The sequence below is a fragment of the Nocardioides sp. NPDC059952 genome (assembly GCF_042730435.1).
In the GTDB taxonomy this organism is placed as follows: Bacteria; Actinomycetota; Actinomycetes; order Propionibacteriales; family Nocardioidaceae; genus Nocardioides.
Genome location: NZ_JBHWLY010000054.1, coordinates 1 through 23849, shown reverse-complemented (window position 1 = coordinate 23849; position 23849 = coordinate 1). Strand labels below are relative to the sequence as shown.

General features: G+C 71.1%; 20 protein-coding genes, 1 pseudogene and 2 riboswitches. Of the genes and pseudogenes, 14 read left to right on the top strand and 7 right to left on the bottom strand.

Going from position 1 to position 23849, the window contains the following annotated elements; all coding sequences use genetic code 11:
- Positions 1-22: 22 nt before the first annotated feature.
- The 3 genes from ACFV9G_RS21415 to ACFV9G_RS21405 are packed head-to-tail and all read right to left on the bottom strand — an operon-like array spanning position 23 to position 3129.
- Entirely contained in the window at positions 23-1561 is a 1539-nt protein-coding gene (locus ACFV9G_RS21415; RefSeq protein WP_378729649.1) for a tripartite tricarboxylate transporter permease, read from the bottom strand.
- A gap of 13 nt (positions 1562-1574) precedes the next feature.
- Complete coding sequence (locus ACFV9G_RS21410) at positions 1575-2105, bottom strand: tripartite tricarboxylate transporter TctB family protein (RefSeq protein WP_378729647.1); 531 nt, start codon at positions 2103-2105, stop codon at positions 1575-1577.
- Positions 2106-2133: 28 nt separating this feature from the next.
- A complete protein-coding gene (locus ACFV9G_RS21405; RefSeq protein ID WP_378729645.1) occupies positions 2134-3129 on the bottom strand; it encodes a tripartite tricarboxylate transporter substrate binding protein in 996 nt (331 codons plus the stop codon).
- Positions 3130-3281: 152 nt separating this feature from the next.
- On the opposite strand from ACFV9G_RS21405, the gene ACFV9G_RS21400 reads away from it, so the two are divergent.
- Complete coding sequence (locus tag ACFV9G_RS21400; protein ID WP_378729643.1) at positions 3282-4193, top strand: LysR family transcriptional regulator; 912 nt, start codon at positions 3282-3284, stop codon at positions 4191-4193.
- A gap of 748 nt (positions 4194-4941) precedes the next feature.
- Here the strand turns inward: ACFV9G_RS21400 and ACFV9G_RS21395 are convergent.
- Entirely contained in the window at positions 4942-5349 is a 408-nt protein-coding gene (locus tag ACFV9G_RS21395; RefSeq protein ID WP_378729641.1) for an HNH endonuclease, read from the bottom strand.
- On the bottom strand, positions 5291-6205 hold the full coding sequence (locus tag ACFV9G_RS21390; protein WP_378729639.1) for a DUF222 domain-containing protein: 915 nt from the start codon (positions 6203-6205) through the stop codon (positions 5291-5293). The genes ACFV9G_RS21395 and ACFV9G_RS21390 overlap by 59 nt, the downstream gene beginning before the upstream one ends.
- A gap of 521 nt (positions 6206-6726) precedes the next feature.
- On the opposite strand from ACFV9G_RS21390, the gene kdgD reads away from it, so the two are divergent.
- The 5 genes from kdgD to ACFV9G_RS21365 are packed head-to-tail and all read left to right on the top strand — an operon-like array spanning position 6727 to position 12201.
- Positions 6727-7641: a 5-dehydro-4-deoxyglucarate dehydratase gene (gene kdgD / locus ACFV9G_RS21385; protein ID WP_378729637.1), complete on the top strand. Its 915-nt coding sequence runs from the start codon at positions 6727-6729 to the stop codon at positions 7639-7641.
- A gap of 43 nt (positions 7642-7684) precedes the next feature.
- The gene (locus ACFV9G_RS21380; protein WP_378729635.1) at positions 7685-9178 is read left to right on the top strand and encodes an aldehyde dehydrogenase (NADP(+)); all 1494 of its coding nucleotides are present in this window, start codon (positions 7685-7687) and stop codon (positions 9176-9178) included.
- Positions 9175-10512 carry an enolase C-terminal domain-like protein gene (locus tag ACFV9G_RS21375; RefSeq protein WP_378729633.1) on the top strand — a complete coding sequence of 446 codons (1338 nt, stop codon included), beginning with the start codon at positions 9175-9177 and terminating at the stop codon, positions 10510-10512. Before ACFV9G_RS21380 ends, ACFV9G_RS21375 begins: the two co-directional genes overlap by 4 nt.
- A gap of 28 nt (positions 10513-10540) precedes the next feature.
- The gene (locus tag ACFV9G_RS21370; RefSeq protein ID WP_378729631.1) at positions 10541-11335 is read left to right on the top strand and encodes a sulfite exporter TauE/SafE family protein; all 795 of its coding nucleotides are present in this window, start codon (positions 10541-10543) and stop codon (positions 11333-11335) included.
- A 41-nt stretch (positions 11336-11376) separates the two neighbouring features.
- Complete coding sequence (locus ACFV9G_RS21365) at positions 11377-12201, top strand: ion transporter (RefSeq protein WP_378729629.1); 825 nt, start codon at positions 11377-11379, stop codon at positions 12199-12201.
- Here the strand turns inward: ACFV9G_RS21365 and ACFV9G_RS21360 are convergent.
- Positions 12187-13353 carry an ABC transporter substrate-binding protein gene (locus tag ACFV9G_RS21360; protein WP_378729627.1) on the bottom strand — a complete coding sequence of 389 codons (1167 nt, stop codon included), beginning with the start codon at positions 13351-13353 and terminating at the stop codon, positions 12187-12189. The two genes, ACFV9G_RS21365 and ACFV9G_RS21360, sit on opposite strands and share 15 nt — an antisense overlap.
- Positions 13354-13455: 102 nt before the next feature.
- A riboswitch (cobalamin riboswitch) is annotated at positions 13456-13661 on the top strand.
- 55 nt (positions 13662-13716) lie between these two features.
- On the opposite strand from ACFV9G_RS21360, the pseudogene ACFV9G_RS21355 reads away from it, so the two are divergent.
- The 5 genes and pseudogenes from ACFV9G_RS21355 to bluB form a co-directional block, all read left to right on the top strand.
- Positions 13717-13905: pseudogene (locus ACFV9G_RS21355) on the top strand (nitrite reductase); the annotation flags it as partial.
- Positions 13906-14535: 630 nt separating this feature from the next.
- Positions 14536-15204 carry a precorrin-8X methylmutase gene (locus tag ACFV9G_RS21350; RefSeq protein ID WP_378729679.1) on the top strand — a complete coding sequence of 223 codons (669 nt, stop codon included), beginning with the start codon at positions 14536-14538 and terminating at the stop codon, positions 15202-15204.
- Positions 15201-16751 (top strand): precorrin-3B C(17)-methyltransferase, encoded by a 1551-nt coding sequence (gene cobJ / locus ACFV9G_RS21345; protein WP_378729625.1) that lies wholly within the window; start codon positions 15201-15203, stop codon positions 16749-16751. The genes ACFV9G_RS21350 and cobJ overlap by 4 nt, the downstream gene beginning before the upstream one ends.
- Complete coding sequence (cobM, locus tag ACFV9G_RS21340; RefSeq protein ID WP_378729623.1) at positions 16748-17515, top strand: precorrin-4 C(11)-methyltransferase; 768 nt, start codon at positions 16748-16750, stop codon at positions 17513-17515. The genes cobJ and cobM overlap by 4 nt, the downstream gene beginning before the upstream one ends.
- The gene (bluB, locus tag ACFV9G_RS21335; protein ID WP_378729621.1) at positions 17515-18132 is read left to right on the top strand and encodes a 5,6-dimethylbenzimidazole synthase; all 618 of its coding nucleotides are present in this window, start codon (positions 17515-17517) and stop codon (positions 18130-18132) included. Before cobM ends, bluB begins: the two co-directional genes overlap by 1 nt.
- On the opposite strand, the gene cbiE is transcribed toward bluB, so the two are convergent.
- A complete protein-coding gene (gene cbiE / locus ACFV9G_RS21330; RefSeq protein WP_378729619.1) occupies positions 18129-19364 on the bottom strand; it encodes a precorrin-6y C5,15-methyltransferase (decarboxylating) subunit CbiE in 1236 nt (411 codons plus the stop codon). The two genes, bluB and cbiE, sit on opposite strands and share 4 nt — an antisense overlap.
- Before the next feature lie 16 nt (positions 19365-19380).
- A riboswitch (cobalamin riboswitch) is annotated at positions 19381-19522 on the top strand.
- Positions 19523-19546: 24 nt separating this feature from the next.
- Here cbiE and ACFV9G_RS21325 point away from each other — a divergent pair.
- The 3 genes from ACFV9G_RS21325 to ACFV9G_RS21315 all read left to right on the top strand — a co-directional run.
- Entirely contained in the window at positions 19547-21655 is a 2109-nt protein-coding gene (locus ACFV9G_RS21325; protein WP_378729617.1) for a VWA domain-containing protein, read from the top strand.
- On the top strand, positions 21655-22269 hold the full coding sequence (cobO, locus tag ACFV9G_RS21320) for a cob(I)yrinic acid a,c-diamide adenosyltransferase (protein WP_378729615.1): 615 nt from the start codon (positions 21655-21657) through the stop codon (positions 22267-22269). The genes ACFV9G_RS21325 and cobO overlap by 1 nt, the downstream gene beginning before the upstream one ends.
- The coding region (locus ACFV9G_RS21315; RefSeq protein ID WP_378729613.1) for a cobyrinate a,c-diamide synthase at positions 22263-23849 on the top strand (1587 nt) is incomplete at its 3' end. The genes cobO and ACFV9G_RS21315, both read left to right, overlap by 7 nt.

Sequence of the window (23849 nt, the reverse complement as noted above, 5' to 3'; positions counted from 1 at the left end):
TGCCTCTCTCAGCGGGTCGGGCTCAGCGGGTCGGGGTGTCGACGTCGTCGCGCTCGGCCGGGGCCGCGGCGACGGTGGCGGTCTTGCGCCGGCCCAGGATCGCCTTGGCGGCGGGCCAGAGGGCGACCAGGACGAAGGCGGCCAGGATGGTGCCCGAGATCGGGCGGGTGAAGAACCCGGTCGGGTCCCCGTCGAAGATCAGCATCGAGCGGCGTACCCCGTCCTCCACGATCGAGCCCAGGACGAAGGCGAGCACCATCGGGCCGGGCTCGAAGCCCACCTTCTTCATCAGGTAGCCGATCAGGCCGAAGGCGATCATCACGAAGATGTCGAAGGTGGAGTTGTTGATCGTGTAGACGCCCAGGATCGTGATCAGCGCGGTGATCGGGGCCAGGATCGCCGGGCGCACCCGCAGGATGCGTACGAAGATGCCGACCAGCGGGATGCTCAGGACGAGCAGGATCAGGTTGCCGATGTACATCGAGTTGATGACGCCCCAGAACAGGTCGGGGCGTTCCTCGACCAGCTGCGGACCGGGCGAGATGCCGAGGATGAGCAGGGCACCGAAGAGCATCGCCATCGACGCGTTGGCCGGAATGCCGAGGGTCAGCAGCGGGATGAACGAGGAGGTCGCGGCGGCGTTGTTGGCGGTCTCGGGAGCCGCGACGCCCTCGATGGCACCGCGCCCGAAGCGCTCGGGGTTCTTAGCGATGCGCTTCTCCGTGGCGTACGCGGCCAGGGAGGACATCACCGCGCCACCGCCGGGCAGCACGCCGAGGACGAAGCCGATCACCGAGCCGCGGCCGATCGCGCCGGAGGACTGCTTGAGGTCCTTGCGGGAGGGCCAGATGTTGGCCACGGCGGCGGGTACGTGGGGCTTCCCGTGGCGCTCCTCGAGGTTGTAGAGGATCTCGCCGACGCCGAAGAGACCCATCGCGACGACCACGAAGTCGATGCCCTCGGTCAGCTGCAGGCTGCCGAAGGTGAACCGCTCGGCGCCGGTGAAGCTGTCACGGCCCACGGTGGCCAGCAGGAGGCCGAGCGCGGCGGCGATCATCGCCTTGAGCTTGTTGCCGTTGCCGATCGTGGCGACCAGCAGGACGCCCAGCAGGGCCAAGGCTGCGTACTCCGGGTCACCGAAGTTGAGCGCCCACCCGGCGATCACCGGGGCCACCAGGGTCAGGCCGAGGATGGAGACGGTCGCTCCGACGAAGGAGCCGATCGCGGCGATGCCGAGGGCCGTGCCGGCCTTGCCCTGCTTGGCGAGGGCGAAGCCGTCGAAGACGGTGACGACCGATGAGGCCTCACCCGGCAGCCGGAGCAGCACCGAGGTGATCGTGCCGCCGTACTGGGCGCCGTAGTAGATGCCGGCCAGCATGATGATCGCGGAGACCGGATCGATGCTGTAGGTGATCGGCAGCAGGATGGCGATCGTGGCCGCCGGCCCGAGGCCGGGGAGCACGCCGATCAGCATGCCGATGAGCACGCCGATCAGGCAGTAGAGCAGGTTCTGCGGTTCGGTGACGAGCCCGAAGCCGTCGAGGAATGCGTTGACGTCCACTGGGGGGCTCCGCTCAGAACAGGTGGGGCAGCGGGATGCGCAGCCCGTAGAGGAACAGGAAGTAGAAGGCGGCGACCGTGAGGACCGACGTGATGATCGTGCTGCGCCACGACTCGCCGCCGAGGAACCTCAGCCAGACGACGCACAGCAGCAGCGACGGGATCTCGAAGCCGATCACCGGCATCAGCAGGGCCAGCCCGATGAAGGTGACCAGGCCGACGGCGGGAAGCACGCTGGAGCGGGTGAACTTCTCGCTGTCGGTCAGCCCGCGGCCGACGACGAGCAGCGCTGCGGCCATCGCGGTGATGGCGATGCTGACGATGAACGGCCACATCCCGGCGCCGGGCTGGCGCAGCGTACCCAGGCCGTAGCCGTAGGAGAGCACCGCGCCGCCGATGCCGACGACGAGAACGACGAGCGCACCCACCAACTGGTAGACCGGTCCGCCCGAAGGAGGTCGTTCCTCCTCCAGGTCATGGGCCACCTCGGCCTGGATCTCGGCCAAGATGTCCTGGTCAGGAGTTGGGGTGCGTTCGTCGCTCATCGTCTTGCCTTCGTCGTGTGGGGGAGGGTCAGCTCGCGCCGAGGTTGAGACCGTACTGCTCGACCAGGTCGGCGAACCGCTTCTTGTCCTCCTCGAGCTGGGTCACCACCTCGTCGCCCGAGATCTCCATCGGGGTGAGGCTGTTCTGCTTGTTGAAGGCCTGGTACTCCTCGGTCTTGAACGTCGCCTGCATCGCCTCGGCGATGGCGTCCTTGACGTTGTCCGGGGTGCCCTTCGGGACGGTCATGAAGCGGTACTGCGCGACCTCGACGTCGAGGCCCTGCTCCTTGGCGGTCGGGACGTCCGGCAGGAAGTCGACCCGCTCGGGACCGAAGACGCTCAGCGGGGTCAGCTTGCCGGACTCGATGTTCTCGATCGCCTCGCCGACCTGGATGCAGGCGGTGTCGACCTGGTTGCCGAGCACCGCGGTCAGTGCCGGGGCGCCGCCGTCGAACGGAACGGCCTCGGCCTCGACGCCGGCCGAGCCGTACGTCAGGCCGCAGGAGAGCTGCGCGCCCGTGCCGACGCCGGTGGTGCCGTAGGTGACCTTCTTCTTCGCGGCCTTGATGTCGTCGAGCGTCTTGAAGCCGCTCTTCGGGCCGGTGACCATGACGTAGTCGTCACGGGAGACACCCTGGACGACGTCGAAGTCGCCGAGGTCGGTGGCCTCGTCCTCGCTGACCGCGAGCGGCGTGATCGCGAACAGGGAGGCGTTCTGGATCGCGATGGTCTGACCGTCGGCCTTGGCCTTGGCGACCTTGTTGGCGGCGAGCGCACCGTTGGCGCCCTCCAGGTTGATCACCGGGAACGAGGCGCCGAGCTCGTCGGAGAGGCCCTTGGAGACCGCCCGGCTGATCAGGTCGCTGGAGCCGCCCGCCGAGGCACCGACGTACATCTCGACGTTGCCGGCGGGATACTCCTCGCCGTCCCCGCTGCCTCCGGTGGTGTTGGAGACTCCGCAGGCGGAGAGGGCCAGGGCCGCGACGCCGGCCGTCGCGGCGAGAAGGTGGGTGGTCGTACGCATCGTTGCTCCTAGGTCCTGGTGGCCGGGCTGGTGGTGGCAGGGGATGGCCCGACGTCGTGTGACCACCGACACTAAGAGTCTTAGCGATACCGGTCCAAGCCCGTTTCGGCATAGAGTGTTCCACCTGGTGCATCGTGGTCTACTCTGGCCCGATGATCACGCTCGACCAGGTGCGCTCTTTCGTGGCGGTCGCCGAGGAGCTTCACTTCGGCCGGGCCGCCGAGCGGCTGCGGATGACGCAGCCGCCGCTGTCGCGACAGATCCAGAAGCTGGAGAAGGCCGTCGGCGCGCAGCTGCTCGAGCGGGACAATCGCCGGGTCGCTCTGACGGGTGCGGGAGCGGCTTTCCTCGACGAGGCGTACCGGATGCTCAACCTGGTCGAGAGCGCCGGCGACCTGGCCCGTCGGGTGGATGCGGGAGCGGCCGGCATGGTCCGGCTCGGCTTCACCGCGGTCTCGGCGATCTCGATCCTGGGGCCCCTGCTGCGCCGCCTCACCGTCGAGCTCCCGGATGTCGAGGTGCGGCTCTCCGAGCGGGTCACCCTGGCGCAGGTCGACGGCATCCGCCACGGCGAGATCGACATCGGCCTGGCCCGCCCGCCCTTCGACACCGAGCTGCTCTCCTCGAGGGTCATCTCCCGGGAGCCGCTGATGGCCGTGCTCCCGCAAGGCCACCCCCTGGCCGAGATCGACCGACCGCTGACGCCGGAGGACTTCGAGGGCCAGCCCGTCATCGGCTACCACCCCCAGCAGTCCCGCTACTTCCACGAGCTCTCCGTACGCTTCCTGGCCAACGCCCACCCCCGCATCGAGCAGCGCGTGCACCAGGTCCTCACCGCCATGCTCCTGGTCTCCGCCGAGCGTGGCGTCGGCTTCGTCCCGGTCTCGGCCAGCTCGCTGCACGTCGAAGGTGTCGTCTTCCGCCCCATCGAGCACGGCGGCGGCGACACCCGTCTCGACAAGGATCCCGAGCGGCCGGTCGAGCTCCATGCGATCTGGGCTCGGGGGTCTGTCAGTCCGGTCGTTCGGCGGGTGCTGGATGCGATCGTCGAGATGAATCGGTAGGTGGGTTGGTGAGGGGCGGCTTTCGCGGGGTGCGGTTTCGCATGGGCTGGTGGCCGCCGACCCGTTACGGAGGGTGTTCTCGCCGGATCCCGGAGTAAAGGACGGCCTGCGGCCGCCGGCTTCGCCGGCCGCTTCGCGGTCCTTGACACCGGGCTCCGTCGAGAATTTTGGCTGGTTATCGGGTCGGCGGCGGGGTTTGGCGCGGATTCCTTGAGGTGGGTACGGGCTTGGGAATTGGCGTCGATGTCCCTGAGGGGGATGGCGGGGTCTCGGGCCTTTTACAAGACGATGACACCTTGTGAAGGATTCACAAGCCTGGGTAGCGCGGGGCGGGTAGTGGGTTGGCTGCCTAGCGGCACGGACGGTGACAGCGGCGACGCTGCGGGCACTGTGCACTGTGCCCCGCCGAGATGTTGGTCCCTCTGCTGCGGAGCGTGGGACCTCACCGTGGCTTGGGGCAGCATCTGTAGCAGTGGGGTAGCCCCATCCAGGCGGTAGCCCCATCCAGGCGTGGTGCGCGACCAGACCGGGGCACGTTCCCGCGCAGCACGGTCCCGCGTCGAGCTCGGGTGCGGTCCGGTGATCGGCACCGGGCCGGCGATCTTCGCCGGTTCGAGGGCTGGCAGTGGTTCGACGACGGTCAGTCCTACCGGGGTCAGGGAAGCGCGCACCGATCGTCTCAGCGGGCGCGGACGCATAGGGGCGAAGGACGTGTGTGGTGGGGTGGTCTTGTTCGGGTACGACCAGTTCAGGTTCGTCGAGTGAACCGGATCTGTCCGTCCGGGAGTCGCTCATACTCAGCGCCGGCGTCGTGGATGCGGCGGTGGTCGCTGGGACACAACAGGACCATGTTTCCCAGGTCTGTTCTCCCGCCTTCGGACCAGGGTTTGAGGTGGTGGGCCTCGGTCCAGGCGGCGGGGGCGTCGCAGTCTTCGGCTTGGCAACCTTGATCGCGTAGCCGCAATGCTCGGTGTTGGATCGGATGCGCCAGCCGGGCGGTACGACCCAGGTCCAATACCTCGGAGTTGGTGCCGAGGACGGCGGGGACGAGGTTGGCGTTGCAGGCCAGGCGGCGGGCCTCGGCGGCGGTGATCTGGTCACCGTCGAACCCGAGAGATGCGGTGCCGAGATCCTTGCGGAGGTCCTCGACGCTCATCGTGATGAAGACCGTGGTGGCGTGACCGCCGTGGCGGGGCAGCTGGTCGACGTCGTAGGTCTCGACCACGCGGGCGAAGGCCTGGCCGAGGAGGCGGTCGTAGGGGGCTTTTGCGGCCCTTGTCCTCGGCGGACCACTTCCGGGGCTGGGCCAGGGAGTCGAGCATGGTCCGCAGTCGGACCCCGACCGCACGAGAGACCCGGGCGTGGATGTCGACGGTGCCGTCACCGTTGTCGTGCGAGGAATAGAACGTGCGCCGTTGGGCGTGGTCCTCCTCGCGCTGCAGCGCCTTCGCCTCGGCTTCCTCGAACCGGGCTGGGTCGATCTCGGCCAGGATCCGTTTCCCGACGATCTTCAGCTCGTTGGCCGTCAACCGGGTGGCGTAGTCGACCAGGAGCTTCTCGGCGAGACTCAGGTGCTCGACGCTGGCGGCCGGGTCGGTCTCGATGGCGTCGAGCGCCTTCGTGATCACCCGGGCCTTGTCCTGGGATACCACACCCTCAGCCAGCCCGGCTGCGACCAGGTCGTACTTGGCGACCGCGGTGGCGAGTTTCACCTGGGCGCATCCGATGGTCTTGTCGACGAGGAGCTCGGTCCGCAGCCACCCGGAGGCGTCCTTGGCGCCGGTCTCCTCGGCGATATCGCCGGCCGTGGCCAGGACCCGGAGCTTTAACGCGGCCTGTTGGGCCTGGAGCTTCTCCAACCGTTCCAGCAGGTCCTTCTTCTGCCCGGTGCGCCAATACGCGGGGTCACTCGAGAGGAGGTCGTGGAGGGCAGTCTCGATGGCCTGCAGGGCGGCGTCGATCGCGTCGCCGGGGTTGGTGCCCCAGTGGTCGATGTCGCGGCCGAGACTCATCGCATACCCTCCCTTAGAGGTGTGTCGTGATGTTTCTGATTCTACGCTTCGAATGGATATCTAACCACCCATAGGTGCAGGTCAAAAGCCAGTTTCGCGGTGAGCGAACGGCATCGCTCCTGTGGATGGTAAGTGGCCCGAAGGGCCACCCGTCCACCCCCACAAGCCCCACCTCCCCAGCAGGATTCCGCTGCGCCACACCCGGGCCGCCGCCCCGATAGCCAGCCAAATATTTTCTCGACGGGCCCCGGTGTCAAGGACCGCGATAGCGGCCGGCGAAGCCGGCGGCCGCAGGCCGTCCTTTACTCCGGGGTCCGTCGAGAAGACCCTCAGAGAAAGGGTCGGCGGCCCCGACCACCCCGAGACAGAGTCCGAGACAGATGTAGACCAACCCCACGTACCTCCAAATGTGATGCCCCCAAAGCATCACTAGATTCAAATTCGGGCTTGGACAAGCATCATCGAACGTTCATAACGTGATGGTCACCACCCGCATCACCAACACCTGAAGGACGTGACTCGTGACCGAGTACAGCCCGACCGACCTGGCCGCCCAGCTCAAGAGTGGGCTCCTCTCGTTCCCGGTCACCCATTTCACCGAGGACCTCCAGTTCGACGAAGAGGGCTACCGCAAGCACCTGAGCTGGCAGGCCGAGTTCCCGGTCGCTGGCCTCTTCGCCGCAGGCGGGACGGGCGAGGGCTTCTCGCTGAACCCGGAGGAGACCGACCAGGTCGTACGCGCCGCGGTCGGCGAGGTCGCCGGAGCGGTGCCGGTGCTGGCGCCGGCGACGGGCAGCACCGCCAACGCGGTGGCGCAGGCGAAGGCGGCCGAGGCCGCGGGCGCCGACGGGATCCTGCTGATGCCGCCCTACCTCACCGAGGCGGGCCAGGCGGGTCTGGTCGAGCACGCGAGCCGGGTCTGCGAGGCGACCGGCCTCGGCGTCATCGTCTACAGCCGCGCCAACGCGGTGCTGCGCGACGAGGCCGTGGCACAGCTGGCCGAGCGCAACCCCACGCTGATCGGCTTCAAGGACGGCATCGGCAACATCGAGCAGATGACCCGCACCTACGCCCGGGTCGGCGACCGGCTCATCTACATCGGCGGCCTGCCGACGGCGGAGACGTTCGCGCTGCCGCTGCTCCAGCTCGGCGTGAGCACCTACTCCTCGGCGCTGTTCAACTTCGCGCCGCAGTGGGCGATCGAGTTCTACGATGCCGTACGCGCCCAGGACCGCGACGAGGTCTACCGTCGTCTCAACGAGTTCGTGATCCCCTACCTCGACATCCGGGACCGTACGGCCGGCTACGCCGTGTCGATCGTCAAGGCCGGTCTGGCCGCGATCGGCCGACCCGCCGGCCCGGTCCGCCCGCCGCTGACCGACCTGCGCGAGGACGAGGTCGCCGAGCTGCGCGACCTGATCGCCCGGATCTCCTGACCGGCCCGAGACCAGCAGAGACCGACCCGATAGGAAAGGGACCATGACCTACCGCTCGATCATCGCCGGAGCCGACTCCGAGCAGCCTGACGTCACCGCGGCCACCAGCGCCGCGGCGGAGGCCTTCGCCGGCTACCGCGCCACCTCCCCCGAAGCCCGGGCGGACTTCCTCGAAGCCGTCGCCGCCGAGATCGAGGGGGCCCGGGCCGAGATCGTCGAGGCCGCCGTCGCCGAGTCGCACCTGCCCGAGGGCCGGATCAGCGGCGAGGTCGGCCGCACGACCGGTCAGCTCCGGATGTTTGCCGGCGTCGTGCGACGCGGCGACCACCTGGGCGTACGCATCGACCCGGCGCTCCCGGACCGGACCCCGCTCCCGCGGGCCGACATCCGCCAGCGCCAGATCGCGCTGGGTCCGGTGGCGGTCTTCGGTGCCAGCAACTTCCCGCTCGCCTTCTCCACCGCCGGCGGCGACACCGCCTCGGCGCTGGCCGCGGGCTGCCCCGTGGTGGTCAAGGGCCACCCGGCGCACCCGCTCACCGGTTACCTGGTCGCGCAGGCCATCACCCGCGCGGTCGAGAAGGCCGGGCTGCACGCCGGCACCTTCTCCTTCCTCCTCGACACCGACTTCAAGGGCGGCATCGAGCTCGGCCAGGCCCTCGTGGTCGACCCGCGGATCAAGGCCGTCGGCTTCACCGGCTCCCGCGGCGGCGGGCTGGCGATCGCCGCGGCTGCGGCGGCCCGGCCCGAACCGATCCCGGTCTACGCCGAGATGTCCTCGATCAACCCGGTCGTCATCCTTCCCGGGGCTCTCGAGGGCGACACAGATGCGCTCGCCGCCGCCTACGTCGGCTCGCTGACCCTCGGCTCCGGCCAGTTCTGCACCAACCCCGGCCTGCTCTTCCTCCCGAAGAGCGAGGCGGGGGACGCCTTCCTGGCCGCCGCCGGCCGGGCCACCGCCGAGGCCATCGGCGCGACCATGCTGACCTCCGGCATCGCCGCCGCCTACGAGAAGGGCACCGCCGCCCTCCGCGCCACCGACGGCGTGACCGTCGTCGGCGAGGGCACCGCCGGGGAGACCGACGCCCCCGCGCCCCAGATCGTCGAGGCCGCCCGCCTCGCCGGCGTGACCGACGAGGTCTTCGGTGCCTCCGGCGTCGTCGTCCGCTTCGACTCCGTCGAGGACCTGCTGCCCAGCCTGGCCTCTCTCGAGGGCCAGCTCACCGCGACCGTCCACGCCACCGAAGCCGACAACGAGGCGGCGGCGCAGGTCGTCTCCGCGCTCGAGGTCAAGGCCGGACGGATCCTCTTCAACGGCTGGCCCACGGGCGTCGAGGTGGGCCACGCGATGGTCCACGGCGGCCCGTTCCCGGCCACCTCCGACTCCCGCACCACCTCGGTCGGCAGCCTCGCGATCGAGCGCTTCCAGCGCCCTGTCGCCTACCAGGACGTACCTGCCGCCCTCCTCCCGGAGGCCGTACGCGACGACAACCCGTGGCACCTCGCCCGCCGCGTCGACGGCGAGCTGCAGCTGCCATGAGCCTCACCACCACTGTGCCCACCATTGGGAAGGTCGAGGTCGTCCCGGTTGCGGGCCACGACTCGATGCTGCTCAACCTCAGCGGCGCACACGCGCCGTTCTTCACCCGCAACATCGCGATCCTCACCGACTCCGAGGGCCGCGAGGGCGTCGGCGAGGTCCCGGGCGGCGAGCCGATCCGCCGCACCATCGAGGAGGCTGCCGAGCTGCTCGTGGGGCAACCGGTCACCCGCTACCGCACCCTGCTGCGGCAGGTCGCGGAGCGCTTCGCCGACCGCGACGCCGGCGGTCGCGGGGCCCAGACCTTCGACCTGCGTACGACCGTCCACGCCGTCACCGCGCTGGAGTCCGCGCTCCTCGATCTCGCAGGTCAGGCCCAGGGCGTTCCGGTCGCCGAGCTGCTCGGCGACGGCCAGCAGCGCGAGAGCGTGCCGATGCTCGGCTACCTCTTCTACGTCGGTGACCCCGACAAGACCGACCTGCCCTACCTGCGGGAGCCGGACGCCGCCGACGAGTGGGACCGCGTCCGCAGGGAGGTCGCGCTGACCCCCGAGGCCGTCGTACGTCTCGCCGAGGCCGCTCAGGCCCGCTACGGCTTCGCCGACTTCAAGCTCAAGGGCGGTGTCCTCGCCGGTGAGGAGGAGGTCGCTGCGGTGACCGCGCTCCATGAGCGGTTCCCCGACGCCCGGATCACCCTCGACCCCAACGGTGGCTGGCTGCTCGCCGACGCGGTCCGGCTCCTCGAGGGCAAGGACGACGTGCTCGCGTACGCCGAGGACCCCTGCGGCGCCGAGGGCGGCTACTCGGGGCGCGAGATCATGGCCGAGTTCAAGCGCGCCACCGGGCTGCGTACCGCGACCAACATGATCGCCACCGACTGGCGCCAGATGTCCCACGCGATCCGCACCAACGCCGTCGACATCCCTCTCGCAGACCCGCACTTCTGGACCATGTCCGGCTCCGTCCGCGTCGCCCAGATGTGCCACGACTTCGGGCTGACCTGGGGTTCCCACTCCAACAACCACTTCGACGTCTCACTGGCCATGTTCACCCACGTCGGCGCCGCCGCGCCGGGGGAGATCACCGCGCTGGACACCCACTGGATCTGGCAGGACGGCCAGGGTCTGACCGAGTCTCCGCTGGAGATCCGCGACGGTGCAGTCGCGGTCCCGGACGCGCCCGGGCTCGGGATCCGGCTCGACCACGACCGGGTCGCGGCCGCGCACGAGCTCTACCTCGAGCACGGGCTCGGCGTACGTGACGACGGCGTCGCCATGCAGTACCTGGTGCCGGGGTGGACGTTCGACCCCAAGCGCCCGTGCCTGGTCCGGTGAGCGCGGAGGCAGCGCGAGTGTCGGCCCGGTGAGCGCCGAGCTCGCCTGGCTCCTGCTCGCCGGCGTCGGCGCGGGCCTGACCGGTTCGGTGGCCGGTCTGGCCTCGCTGGTCAGCTACCCCTCCCTGCTGGCCGCGGGGCTGCCGCCGGTCGTCGCCAACGTCACCAACACGGTGGCCATGTTCGGCGTCACCGGCGGCACCATCGCAGGGTCGCGGCGCGAGCTGCGCGGCCAGGGCAGAAGGATCGCCTGGCTGGCCCTGGCCTCCTTCCTCGGCGGAGCAGTCGGCGCTGCTCTTCTGCTCACCACGCCGGCCGAGGCGTTCGAGACGGTGGTGCCCTGGCTCGTCGGCGCCGGGGCGGTGCTCCTGCTGCTCCGCGACCGGATCCGGGCCTGGGCCGCGGCCCGCGCAGCCGCGCGGCCACCACGGCAGGCGTCCCCGGCAGGTGTCGAGGAGCGACGTACCCTGGCCCGCGGGTTCGGCTGGGGCGTCATCGTGTTCGTGCTCGGCATCTACGGCGGCTACTTCGGCGCCGGCGTCGGGATCATCGCGCTGGCCGTCCTCGTGCTCGAGCGCACCGAGGCCCTCGCGATCACCAACGCGGTCAAGAACGTCGCCACCGGCGTGGCCAACGGCACTGCCGCGATCGCGTACGTCTTCTTCGCTCCAGTGAGCTGGCCGGCCGCGATCGCCCTCGGAGCGGGTGCCGTGATCGGCGGCTTCCTGGGGCCGGCGATCGTCCGGGTCGCCCCCGAGCGCCCGCTGCGCTGGCTGGTCGGTCTCGCCGGCCTCGGCCTCGCCGTCCACCTGGCGACCAGCTAGGCTCCGGCCGCTGTCACGGGTCACAGGAGGACGAAGCGAACATGGGTTCGGAAGACATCTCGGTGCGCGGGCGGATCCGCGCGCTGGTCGATGACGACACCTTTCAGAAGGTGATCATCGGGGTGATCATCCTCAACGCGGTGGTCCTCGGCGTGGAGACGATGGTCCCCGAACATCTCGCCCACGAGCTGGCGCTGCTCGACAGCGTGCTCCTCGGGGTCTTCGTCGTCGAGCTGGTGCTGCGGCTGGTGGCGTACGGCCCCAGGTTCTTCCTCGACCCGTGGAACATCTTCGACACCGTGATCGTCGCGATCGCGCTGGTGCCAGCGACCGGACCGATGTCGGTGCTGCGGGCGCTGCGGATCCTGCGCGTGCTGCGCCTGGTCAACTCGGTCCCGTCCATGCGTCGCGTCGTCGACGGCCTGATCAAAGCGGTGCCGGGGATGGGCGCGGTCGCTGGGCTGCTGGGGCTGATGATGTACGTCGCGGTGGTCATCTCGACCAACCTCTACGGCTCGATCGCTCCGGAGTACTTCGGCGACCTCGGCACCAGTGCGTTCACGCTGTTCCAGACCATGACCGGGGAGGCCTGGCCCGACATCGCCCGCGAGGTGATGGCCGAGGACCCCTCCGCCTGGATCTTCTTCGTCGTCTTCATCCTGGTGATGACCTTCGCGGTCCTCAATCTCTTCCTCGCCGTGGTCGTCTCCGGCATGGAGAGCGTCGAGACCCTCGCCGAGCACGAGGAGGAGTCCGACGCCGAGATGATGGCCGTCCTCACCTCGATGCGCGAGGACCTCACCGCCGTACGCGAGGAGCTGGCCGCGACCCGGGCCGAGCTGCGGTCGGAGTCAGCTGCCCGGTGAGGTGATCTCCTGCAGGACCACGTTGCGGGGGCCGTCGGCAGTGCCCCTGACCACCCGCAGGAAGTAGGGCTGGTCGGGGTTGTGGTTGGGGTCGAAGGACCAGTTCCCGCGGGGGCTGACGATGGTGCCGACCGACCCGAGGGAGTCGGCGATCTCGTTGCGGTTGACGTCATCGGAGAGGCCGAGCGCCTTGTCGAGCGCGGCCGCGGCGTCGTAGGCCTGCACCGAGTAGACCGTCGGGGTGGCGTCGTACGCCTTGCGGTAGTCCTTCACGAAGGCGTCGTTCATCAGCGAGTCCATCGTGTCGCTGTAGTGCAGCGCGGTCCGCACGCCGGATGCCGCGCCGCCCAGCGCGGACAGCACGTCGCCCTCGGTGAGGAACCCCGGGCCGTAGAGCCGGATTCGCTTGGCCAGACCCGACTCGCGGTACTGCGTCACGAACGCCTCCGCCTCCTTCCCGGCATAGGCGGCGAAGATCGCGTCCGCGCCCGACTCCTCCACCTTGTCGAAGAGCCCCGACCACTCCTCGGTCACCCCCGCCGGGGTGTAGCTCTGACCCGCCACGGTGCTGCCGGACGCCTCGAGGGCGATCATGAAGCTGTCGGAGAACTCATGACCGGTTGCGTCGTCGGAGCCGATGACGTACGCCGAGCCCCGGTCGGTTCCCTGGGCGACCGCCTTCCCGAGCGCGCTGCCCAGGTCCGTGTTGGTCGAGGACGTACGCCACAGGTAGTCGGACCCGTCGGCGAACCCGTCGGCACCGGCGCCGGTCACGATCAGCGGCGTCTCGCTGTTGATCGCCACGTCCTTGGCCGCCAGCGCCGTCTCCGAGCTCACCACCCCGACGACCGCCTGGACCTCGTCGTCCTGGATCAGCCTGGTCACCGCGGCGACGCCGATCTCGGTCCGGTCGCCCTCGTCGGCCTCGACGACGTCGATCAGCCGGCCGCCGAGCTTCCCGCCGTGCTGATCGAGGTAGAGGTCGAAGCCCCGGGACATGTCGGTGCCGATCGACTTGTGGACGCCGGAGGTCGGCACCACCAGACCGATCGAGACCGTCGACTCCGAGGTCGTGGCGCAGGCCGTCAGGCTGAGTGCGAGCGCCGAGATGGGCGCGAGAACGAGCAGCTGCCGATGAACCGAGCCTGTCACGGGGGACTCCATCTGTGGGGTGGCGCCGGGAGGTTCCGAGTAGGCGAACCCTGGCACAACCGGCGGCCGGAGGGCGAGCAATTCGGTGCCGTGTCCGCAAGTGGGTAGTCTCGCCCTGCCAGTCGTACTCCATGCCTGATGGGGTCAGGGAACCCGGTGAAAGTCCGGGACTGACGCGCAGCGGTGAGGATGACGGGCGGGGCACGCACTCCTTCCGAGGAGGGCAGTCACTGGAGCCTGGCTCCGGGAAGGCGCTCCGCTCCGATCGATTCCGAGTCCGAAGACCTGCTGGCTCTGGCGGCATCCGCCGCCAGGTCACCACGTGCCCCGCGCAAGGGCACATGACGCAGAGCAGGTGTCCTGATGTCGCGAGTCCGAACCGACCGGTGCCCCGGAGTCGGTCGTCCGTGGGCGGCCGAGGACGGCCTGCTGGTGCGGCTGCGCCTGATCGGCGGGTCCGTCTCCTCCGCCGCGCTGCTCTCGCTGATCTCCGTGGCGGAGACCTACGGCGACGGACGAATCCATCTCACCGGCCGCGCCAACCTGCAGGTGCGCGGCCTGCCCTCCGTCGACGGCGCGCTCCCGGGTGAGGTACTCACCGCCCTGAAGGCGACCGGTCTGGTGCCGGCGCAGACCCATGAGCTCGTACGCAACGTGATGGTCTCCCCGCAGACCGGGCTCGCCGGCGGACGGGCCGACCTGCGCGGCGTCGCGGCGTCGCTGGACCGGCTGCTGTGCGCCTCGCCCCGTCTGGCCGCGCTGCCGGGGCGGTTCCTCTTCGTGCTCGACGACGGCCGCGGCGACCTGGTCTCGCGGGAGTGCGACCTGGGCGTGGTGGCGCTCTCCGCGGCTGAGGGTCAGCTCCGGGTCGGTGGCTCGTGGGGGCCGGTCGTGCCGCTCGCCGAGGCCGCCTACCGGTTGGTCTCGCTCGCTGCCCGCTTCCTGGACGTACGCGGCGAGGGGCCGTCCGCGCCCTGGCATGTCGCCGAGCTCGACGCACCGATGGTCGAGCCGGTCGCGGCCGACGCCCGGGTGCCGGCGCCGGCCACGGAGCTCGGCTTCGGTGAGGTGCCCGGCGGCGAGCACGTCGGCTTTGCCGAGGGGACGCTGGACCGGGCGGCGGTCACGGCGCTGGCCGAGCGGGCGCCATCGCTCGTGGTGACGCCGTGGCGCGGCGTACTCGTGCCCTCACCGCAGGTCCGTCCGACCCGGCGCTACGACTACATCGACCAGGGTCCGGCGATCTACGTCGACTCCTTCGCGACCATCCGGCGCGAGGCCGACCTCTCCGCGGTCCCGGCCGACGCCGAGCGGCTCGCGGTGCGGATGATCCACGGCAGCGGGCAGGTCGACCTCGCCGCCGATCTGGACATCCACCCCGGCCTGGTGAAAGCCGCGCGGGGTGCCTTGGAGGCCGGGGCGCCGATCCTGTGCGACGCGACGATGGTCGCGACCGGGGTCACGCGCAGCCGGCTCCCGCGCGAGAACGAGGTGCTCTGCATGCTCGGTGACGACCGGGTCCCGGAGCTGGCCCGGATGTGGAGGACGACCCGCACCGCCGCCGCGCTGTCCCTGTGGGAGCCCTACCTCGAGGGTGCGGTGGTCGCCATCGGCAACGCCCCGACGGCGCTCTTCCATCTGCTCGAGATGATCCTCGACGGCGGCCCGCGGCCGGCCGCGATCGTCGGCTGTCCGGTCGGCTTCATCGGCGCGGCCGAGTCCAAGGAGGCGCTCGCCTCGTTCGCCGCCGATCACGGGATCGACATCCCCTTCGTCACCGTCCGGGGTCGCCGTGGCGGCTCCGCGATGACCTCCTCCGCCCTCAACGCACTCGCCCAGGAGCAGGAATGAGCACTCCGATCCGTGGGAGCTTCACCGTCGTCGGGATCGGCCCGGGCGACCCCGAGCTGATCACCCTCAAGGCCGCCCGGATCGTCGGCGCGGCATCCGTGGTCGCCTACCACGCCGGGGTGCGCAAGCAGTCCCACGCCCGCCGGATCGCGTCGTCCCTGATCCCAGCGGAGGCGATCGAGGAGGAGCTGCGCTACCCGGTCACCACCGGGACCACCTCGCACCCGGGCGGCTATGTCGGGGCGATGGCCGAGTTCTACGAGTCCTGCGCGGTCCGGCTCTCCGCTCACCTCGACGCCGGCCGCGACGTCGTCCTGCTCGCCGAGGGCGACCCGCTCTTCTACGGCTCCTCGATGTATCTCCACGACCGGTTCAAGGAGATCTACCAGACCTCTGTGGTCCCCGGGATCCCTGCCTTCGCAGCCGCCACCGCCGCGGTCTCCACCCCGCTGGTGCGCCAGACCGACGTGCTCACGGTCCTGCCGGGAACGCTGCCCGAGCCCGAGCTCGCCCGTCGACTGGCCGACACCGAGGCGGCGATCATCATGAAGCTCGGCCGGACCTTCCCCGCGGTTCGTTCCGCGCTCGCGGCTGCCGGGCGGCTCGAGGGTGCCTGGTACGTCGAGCGTGCCTCGCAGCCCGAGGAGCGCTGGCTTCCGGTGGCCGACGTCGACCCGTCCTCCGTGCCGTACTTCTCCCTCATCGTGGTGCCGGGAGACACGGCTCCCGCACCTGCCGCGGCGCGGCTGCGGCAAGAGCTACCCGCGGTCGAGCCTGTCGAGGCGGCGCGCGGGGGCGTCTCGACGGGCTCGACCGGCGGGGAGGTCCTGGTCGTCGGGCTCGGGCCGGGCCCCGACGGCTGGCTGACCCCCGAGGCCAGCTCGGCGCTGGCCGAGGTCGGCCATGTCGTCGGCTACGCGCCGTACGTCAACCGGGTGCCGCAACGCGAAGGCCTGCGGCGGCATGCGTCGGGCAACACCGTCGAGGTCGACCGGGCCCGGCACGCGCTGGACCTGGCGGTCGCGGGGGAGCGGGTCGCCGTGGTCTCTGGCGGTGACGCCGGTGTCTTCGGGATGGCGTCAGCCGTGTTCGAGGCTGCCGAGGATCCGGCCTACGCCGGCGTACGCGTCCGGGTGCTGCCCGGGGTCAGCGCCGTCCAGGCGGTGGCCGCGCGGGCGGGCGCCCCGGTCGGGGCCGACTTCGCGGTGATGTCCCTCTCCGACCGGCTCAAGCCGTGGTCCGTCGTCGAGGACCGGCTGCGCGCGGTCGCGGCCGCCGACCTCGTGCTGGCCATCTACAACCCGGCCTCGCGCTCGCGCACCGAGCAGATCGGGCTGGCTCGCGACGTACTCCTCGAGCAGCGCAAGCCGGACACCGTGGTCGTAGTCGGGCGCGACGTCGGGCGGGCCGAGGAGTCGCTGACCGTGACCACTCTCGGCGAGCTGGATCCGGCCTCGATCGACATGAAGTGCCTGGTCATCGTAGGCGCGAGCTCGACCCGGGTCACCGAGGCCGGGCAGGTCTGGACGCCGAGGTACGTGCGGTGACCGGCCAGCAGGCCGTCCACTTCGTCGGCGCCGGTCCAGGCGCCGCTGACCTGCTCACCGTGCGCGCGACGAGGATGCTCGCGGCCGCCGACGTGGTGCTCTATCCCGGCACCTACCTCGACCCTGAGGTGCTGGGACACTGCAGCCCCGCGGCCGTGCTGGTCGACACCCAGAAGCTCGATCTGGACCAGATCGTCGGCGAGATCGTCGCCGCCCATCGGGGCGGCAAGCAGGTCGTACGCCTCGTCTCCGGCGACCCGTCGGTCTACTCGGCGGTCGCGGAGCAGACCCGGCGGCTCGATGCCGCCGGGGTGCCCTGGGACGTCACGCCGGGCGTGCCCGCCTACGCGGCGGCAGCAGCGCTCGTGGGACGGGAGCTGACCGTCCCGCTGGTGGCGCAGTCGGTCGTCCTCACCCGGACCCAGGCCCGGTCGACGGCCATGCCGGAGGGGGAGTCCCTGGCCGCGTACGCCGCGACCGGCGCCACGCTCGTGCTCCACCTCGCGATCCGGCGCACCCGCGAGCTGATGGCCGAGCTGTTGCCCTACTACGGCCCCGAGTGCCCGGTCGTGGTCGTCTACCGTGCCAGCCAGCCCGACGAGCTGGTCCTGCGCGGGACGGTCTCCACGATCGGCGACGCCGTCGAGGAGGCCGGCCTGCGACAGGCCGCTGTGATCCTCGCCGGGCCCGCGCTGGCCCGCGACGGGGGCGAGTCGTTCCTCTACGACGCGGCCCGCCCGCGAAACCTGGAGGCGCGTGCCTGATGGACCTCTACGACGCCATCAACCGCCGCCGGGACACGCGCGCGGAGTTCACCGGCGAGCCGGTCGCTCCGGACGTTCTGGAGCGGCTCCTCTCCGCAGCCCACGCCGCCCCGAGCGTCGGCATGTCGCAGCCCTGGGACTTCGTGCTCGTACGCGACGCCGACCGCCTCGAGCGCTTCCACGCCCACGTCGCGACCGAGCGCGACACCTTCGCCGCGACCCTGGCCGGCGAGCGGGCCGAGACCTTCTCCCGGATCAAGATCGAGGGCATCCGCGAGTCCGGGCTGGGCATCGTGGTCGGCTACGACCCGACCCGCGGCGGCCCCAACGTCCTCGGCCGCCACGCCATCGCCGACGCCGGCCTCTACTCAGTCGTCTGCGCCATCCAGAACCTCTGGCTCGCGGCCACAGCCGAAGGACTCGGCGTCGGCTGGGTCAGCTTCTACCGTGAGGAGTTCCTGCGGGACCTGGTCGGCATGCCCGAGGGCGTACGTCCCGTCGCCTGGCTCTGCGTCGGGCCCGTCGCCGACCTCCCCGACGTCCCCGACCTGGAGCGCTTCGGCTGGCGCCACCGCTCGCCGCTCTCGACGGTGGTCCACGAGGAGAAGTTCGGCTAGTCCGTCAGTATCTCCGGGCCACTGACCGGATCGACACCTCGCGAGTGCTGACGCGCGCTGTAGGACCAATGCACGACCGTGCGCTGGGGTGCCCAGCCGCGGAAGGTGCCGATCGCGTCGACGGACTCCACCGAGATCCGGGTCAGCTCGCCGCCCAGCTCGGCGTGCTGTCGCGCCAGGAGCTGCTCGGTCTCCAGGGTGACGCCGTGGACCACCAGGCGCCCGCCGGGGCGCAGGGCGGCGAGGCAGGTGTCGAGCACGCCGGGGCGGGTCGCGCCGCCGCCGATGAAGATCGCATCCGGGGCAGGGAGGCCGGCCAGGGCATCGGGTGCACGGCCCTCGACCACGCTCAGTCCCGGAACCCCGAGCCGGGCGGCGTTGCGGGCGATCCTGGCCGCCCGCTCGGAGCTGCCTTCGATCGCGGTCGTGGTGCAGGTCGGATGCGCCCGCATCCACTCGATCCCGACCGAGCCGGCACCGGCACCCACGTCCCACAGGTGCTCCCCAGGAGCCGGCGCCAGGCGGGCCAGGGCCGAGGCCCGCAGGTCCCGCTTGGTCAGCTGGCCGTCGTTCTCGAAGGCTTCGTCGGGGAGGCCGGTGGACCAGCCGTAGAGGGATGCCCCGGCGCACTCGATCGCCACGATGTTGAGCCGGGGTGACTCGCCCGTCCAGGTCGAGGCGGTCGCGGTCCGGGCGCTCTCCGTGTCCGCTCCCAGCTCTCCCAGCACGGTCATGGTGGAGGCCCCGAAACCGGCTTTGGCCAGGAGGATCGCGACCGAGGCGGGGGTCGCCTCGTCGGCGGAGAGGGCCAGGATCCGGCGGCCGGGAGCGAGCTCGCGCGCGACCAGCGACACGTCGCGGCCGACGAGGCTGACGACCACGCACGTCTCGGCCGCCCAGCCCATCCGGGCGCGGGCGAGGGCGACGGAGGAGACGGCCGGCTCGATGCGTACGTTCTCCCGGCCGAGGAGCGTGATCAGCGTCGTGCCGATGCCAGAGACCAGCGGGTCACCCGAAGCCAGGGCGACCGCGTCCCCGATGCCGTCGAGCAGCGCCGGGAGGCCCTCGCGCAGCGGGGAGGGCCAGGGCTCGCGCCGCTGGCCGGGGACGTCCGGGACGAGGTCGAGATGACGCTTGCCGCCGAGGAGGACGGCGGACTCCCGGATCAGCTGCTGGTGACGTACGGGGATCTCGTCCCAACCTCCGGCACCGATGCCCACCACGACGATCATGAGGCCAGACGCTACAGTGACCGCACAGGCGCGAGGTGCCCCGACTGGGGAGAATCTGGGAAGCCGGTGAGATTCCGGCACAGGCCCGCTGCGGTGAATCGAGCCCCCTCACGGGGACTCGACAAGTCCGAAGACCGGCCTCGCGTCCATCCATCCAACGCGATAGGGAGCGGGAGCCTCTCATGCCGGTGCACTACCCATTTTCTGCCGTCCTCGGCTGCCAGGCGGACGACCTCGACGACATGGGCCTCGCGCTCGTGCTGACCACCATCTCCCCGGAGATCGGCGGGGTACTGGTCCGTGGCGAGAAGGGGACCGCGAAGTCGACGGCCGTACGCGGTCTGGCGGCCGTGCTGCCCTCGATCTCGGTCTACGCCGGGGACAGGTTCTCGATCGACCCCGCCGACCCCTCCGCGGAGTCGCCGGACGGTCCCTTCGGGTCCGCCGCCGTCGTGGAGAGCCGGCCGGTGCGGCTGGTCGAGCTCCCGGTCGGGGCCACCGAGGACCGCGTCGTCGGCTCGCTCCATCTGGAGAGCGCGCTGTCGCGCGGCGCGGTCGAGTTCGAGCCGGGGCTGCTCGCGCGGGCACACCGCGGCCTGCTCTACGTCGACGAGGTCAACCTGCTCCACGACCACCTCGTCGACCTGCTGCTGGACGCGGCGGCGATGGGCCGGGTCAGCGTCGAGCGGGACGGCGTCTCGGTCGAGCACGCCGCCCGGTTCGTACTGATCGGCACCATGAACCCCGAGGAGGGCGAGCTGCGCCCGCAGCTGCTGGACCGCTTCGGGCTCACCGTCGAGGTCGCCGCCCCCCGGGATCCTTCCCTTCGGGCGGAGGTCGTACGCCGTCGGATGGCCTTCGACCTGGACGCGCCCGGGTTCGTCGAGCGCTATCTGGCCGCCGAGCGCGACCTGACTGCTCGGGTCTCCACCGCGCGTGCCCTCGTCGGGAAGGTCCGGCTCACCGCACCGGGGCTGCTCAAGATCGCCGAGATCTGCGCGGCGTTCGAGGTCGACGGGCTGCGCGCCGACATCGTCACCGCCCGCACCGCGGTCGCACACGCGGCCTGGGCCGGGCGCTCCGAGGTCACCCGCGCCGACATCCGCCGCGCCGCCCTGCTCGCCTTGCCGCACCGGCGCCGGCGCAACCCGTTCGACGCTCCTGGGCTGGACGAGGACCTGCTCGACCGCATCCTCGGCGACGACGAGCTGCCGCCCGAGCCGCCGGAGGGCGGGGACTCGAATGAAGGTGGCGCTGACGATTCTGTTGGTCTCGACACGCCTCCGCCTAGCGGCTCCGGCGGCTCGACCAGCGATGGGGACGGCTCGACCGATCAGCCACCGTCGGTTGAGCCCGCGAGCGAAGCGAGCGGTGTCGAAACCAACACAGCCGATGACGCACCCGGCCAGCCACAGACTCCCTCCGCTCCCGCAGGCGAGTCCGTCACCGCCGCAGCCCCGGCCTACCGCCCCCGCCTCCTGACCGTGACCGGCCTGGGTACGGGCCGCACCGGCGGCCGGAGCAAGGCGATCGGCAGCAGCGGCCGCCGGATCGGCGCCAGCGTCAGCACCCGCGGATCACTCCACCTCGTCGAGACGCTCAAGGCGGCAGCAGGCAAGCAGGCGGTCCGCTCGCGCACCTCGGCCAAGGTCGAGCTGCGCTCCGAGGACCTGCGGACCGCGATTCGCGAGGGCCGCGAGGCCAACCTGGTGCTCTTCTGCGTGGACGCCTCCGGCTCGATGGCCGCGCGCAAGCGGATGGCGCAGGTCAAGGCCGCGGTCCTCTCGCTGCTGCTGGACGCCTACCGGCGCCGCGACAAGGTCGGGATGATCACGTTCCGCGGCGAGGGCGCCGAGCTGGTGCTGCCGCCGACGAGCTCGGTCGACCTCGCGGCGGTCCGTCTCGACGAGATCCCCGCCGGAGGACGTACGCCGCTGGCCGAAGGCCTCCTCGAGGCCGCCCGCGTGCTCCAGCGCGAGCACCTGCGCGACCCCGATCTGCGGCCGTTGCTGGTGGTCGTCACCGACGGCCGCGCGAACTCGTCCCAAAAAACTGCGCAGGCCCACGGCAAGGACGCCGTCAGGCGATCGCAGCAGGCCGCCGCGTACGTCGCCAGCCTGGGTGTCACGACCGTCGTCATCGACTCCGAGAGCGGGCCGATGCGGCTCGGGCTGGCCCGCCAGTTGGCCGAGCACCTGGGCGCCGAGCACGTGCCGGTCGCCGAGGTGAGCGCCGAGGCGCTGACCTCCGCGGTGCACGGCTACACCACCAGCGGGAAGGGAGCAGCCTGATGCCCAAGGGACAGCCGCTGAACGTACCCGACGACGGGCTCACCACCCGCCAGCGCCGCAACCGGCCGCTGGTGATGGTCCACACCGGGCCGGGCAAGGGGAAGTCGACCGCCGCCTTCGGGCTCGCGCTGCGCGGCTGGAACCAGGGCTGGCGGATCGGGGTCTTCCAGTTCGTGAAGTCGGCCAAGTGGCGCATCGGCGAGCAGACCGTGCTCGAGCGCCTCGGGAAGCTGCACGAGGAGACCGGCGAGGGTGGGCCGGTCGACTGGCACAAGATGGGCTCCGGCTGGTCCTGGTCGCGCAAGCAGGGGGAGGCCGAGGACCACGCCGCGGCCGCCGCCGAGGGCTGGGCCGAGATCAAGCGGTGCCTGGCCGCGGAGACGTACGACCTGCTGGTCCTCGACGAGTTCACCTACCCGATCAAGTGGGGCTGGGTCGACGCCGCCGAGGTCGCCTCCGTGCTCTCCGAGCGGCCGGGGCGCCAGCACGTCGTGATCACCGGCCGCGATGCCGACCCCGCCGTGCTCGAGGTGGCGGACCTGGTCACCGAGATGACCAAGATCAAGCACCCGATGGACGCCGGCCAGAAGGGCCAGCGGGGCATCGAATGGTGACCCTGCCCCGGCTGGTGGTCGCTGCTCCCTCGACCGGGTCGGGGAAGACGACGATCGCCACCGGCCTGATGGCGGCGCTGCGTTCCGCCGGGCACGAGGTCAGCGGTCACAAGGTCGGCCCGGACTACATCGACCCGGGCTACCACGCGCTCGCCACCGGGCGGCCGGGGCGAAACCTCGACCCTCACCTGGTCGGGGAGTCGAGGGTCGTGCCGCTGCTCCTCCACGGCGCCGCCGGGGCGGACGTGGCGATCATCGAAGGTGTCATGGGCCTCTACGACGGCCGCCTCGGCACCGACGGCTTCGCCTCCACCGCCCATGTCTCCTCGCTGACGTCCTCGCCGGTGGTCCTGGTCCTCGACGTCGCCCGGATGTCCCGCTCCGCCGCCGCGATCGCAGCCGGGATGGCCGCCTTCGACCCGTCCGTACGCATCGGGGGAGTCGTGCTCAACCGCTGCTCTCCTGGGCGGAACGCCGAGGAGATCCGGCGAGCGCTGGACGGTCTCGGGCTGCCGGTGCTCGGCATGCTGCCGCGTGATGAGTCGCTCGCCTCCCCCTCCCGCCACCTGGGTCTCGTCCCCGTCGCCGAGCGCGACGAGTCGGTCGCGCTGATCGAGCGGCTGGGTGAGCAGGTCGCCGCCCACCTCGACCTCCCCGCCCTCCTCGACCTCGCCCGCTCGGCGCCGGGGCTCGAGGCTTCTCCGTGGGATCCGTTGGCGGCGTTGCGCGGAGACGACGATGCGACCGCTGGTCGAGCCGCCGGAGCCGCAAGGCGGAGGCGTGTCGAGACCAACACAGTGCGCCCCGTGATCGCGGTCGCGGGTGGGCGGGCGTTCACGTTCCGCTACCCCGAGACCGAGGAGCTCCTGGAGGCGGCAGGCTGCGACGTACGCTCCTTCGACCCGCTCACCGATCCCGCGCTTCCCGAGGGGACGAGCGGGATCTACCTGGGTGGAGGCTTCCCGGAGATGTACGCCGCCGACCTCGCCGCCAACCACAGCCTCCTCCGTGATCTGCGGGCCGCCGTCGAGGCCGGGACCCCGACCGTCGCCGAGTGCGCAGGTCTGCTCTATCTGGCCGAGTCCCTCGACGGCGTATCAATGGCCGGCGCCATCCCCGCCCACGCCGCGATGAGCGAGCGACTCACGCTTCGCTACCCGGTGGCCACCGCTGCCTCCGACTCCCTGCTCACCCGCGCCGGCGAGCAGGTCACCGGCCACGAGTTCCACCGCACCACCACCTCGCCCCCGGCCGGGACCCAGGCGGCATGGACCGTCGACGAGATGCCGACCGGCTTCAGCAGCGACACGGTCCACGCGTCGTACCTCCACGTGCACTGGGCCGGCCATCCCCACCTTGCTCGCCGCTTCGCCGAAGCCTCGCGCGCCTTCGCCGCTCGATCGGTCGCTGATCGAGCCGACGCCCCCGCTGGTCGAGCCGACCCCGTCGGTCGAGCCGACCCCGTCGGTCGAGCCGACCCCGTCGGTCGAGCCGACCCCGTCGGTCGAGCCGACGTCGTGAGGGACGAACGACGTCGTGTCGAGACCAACACGGTCCCATCGAGCGCGACAGGGGACCTG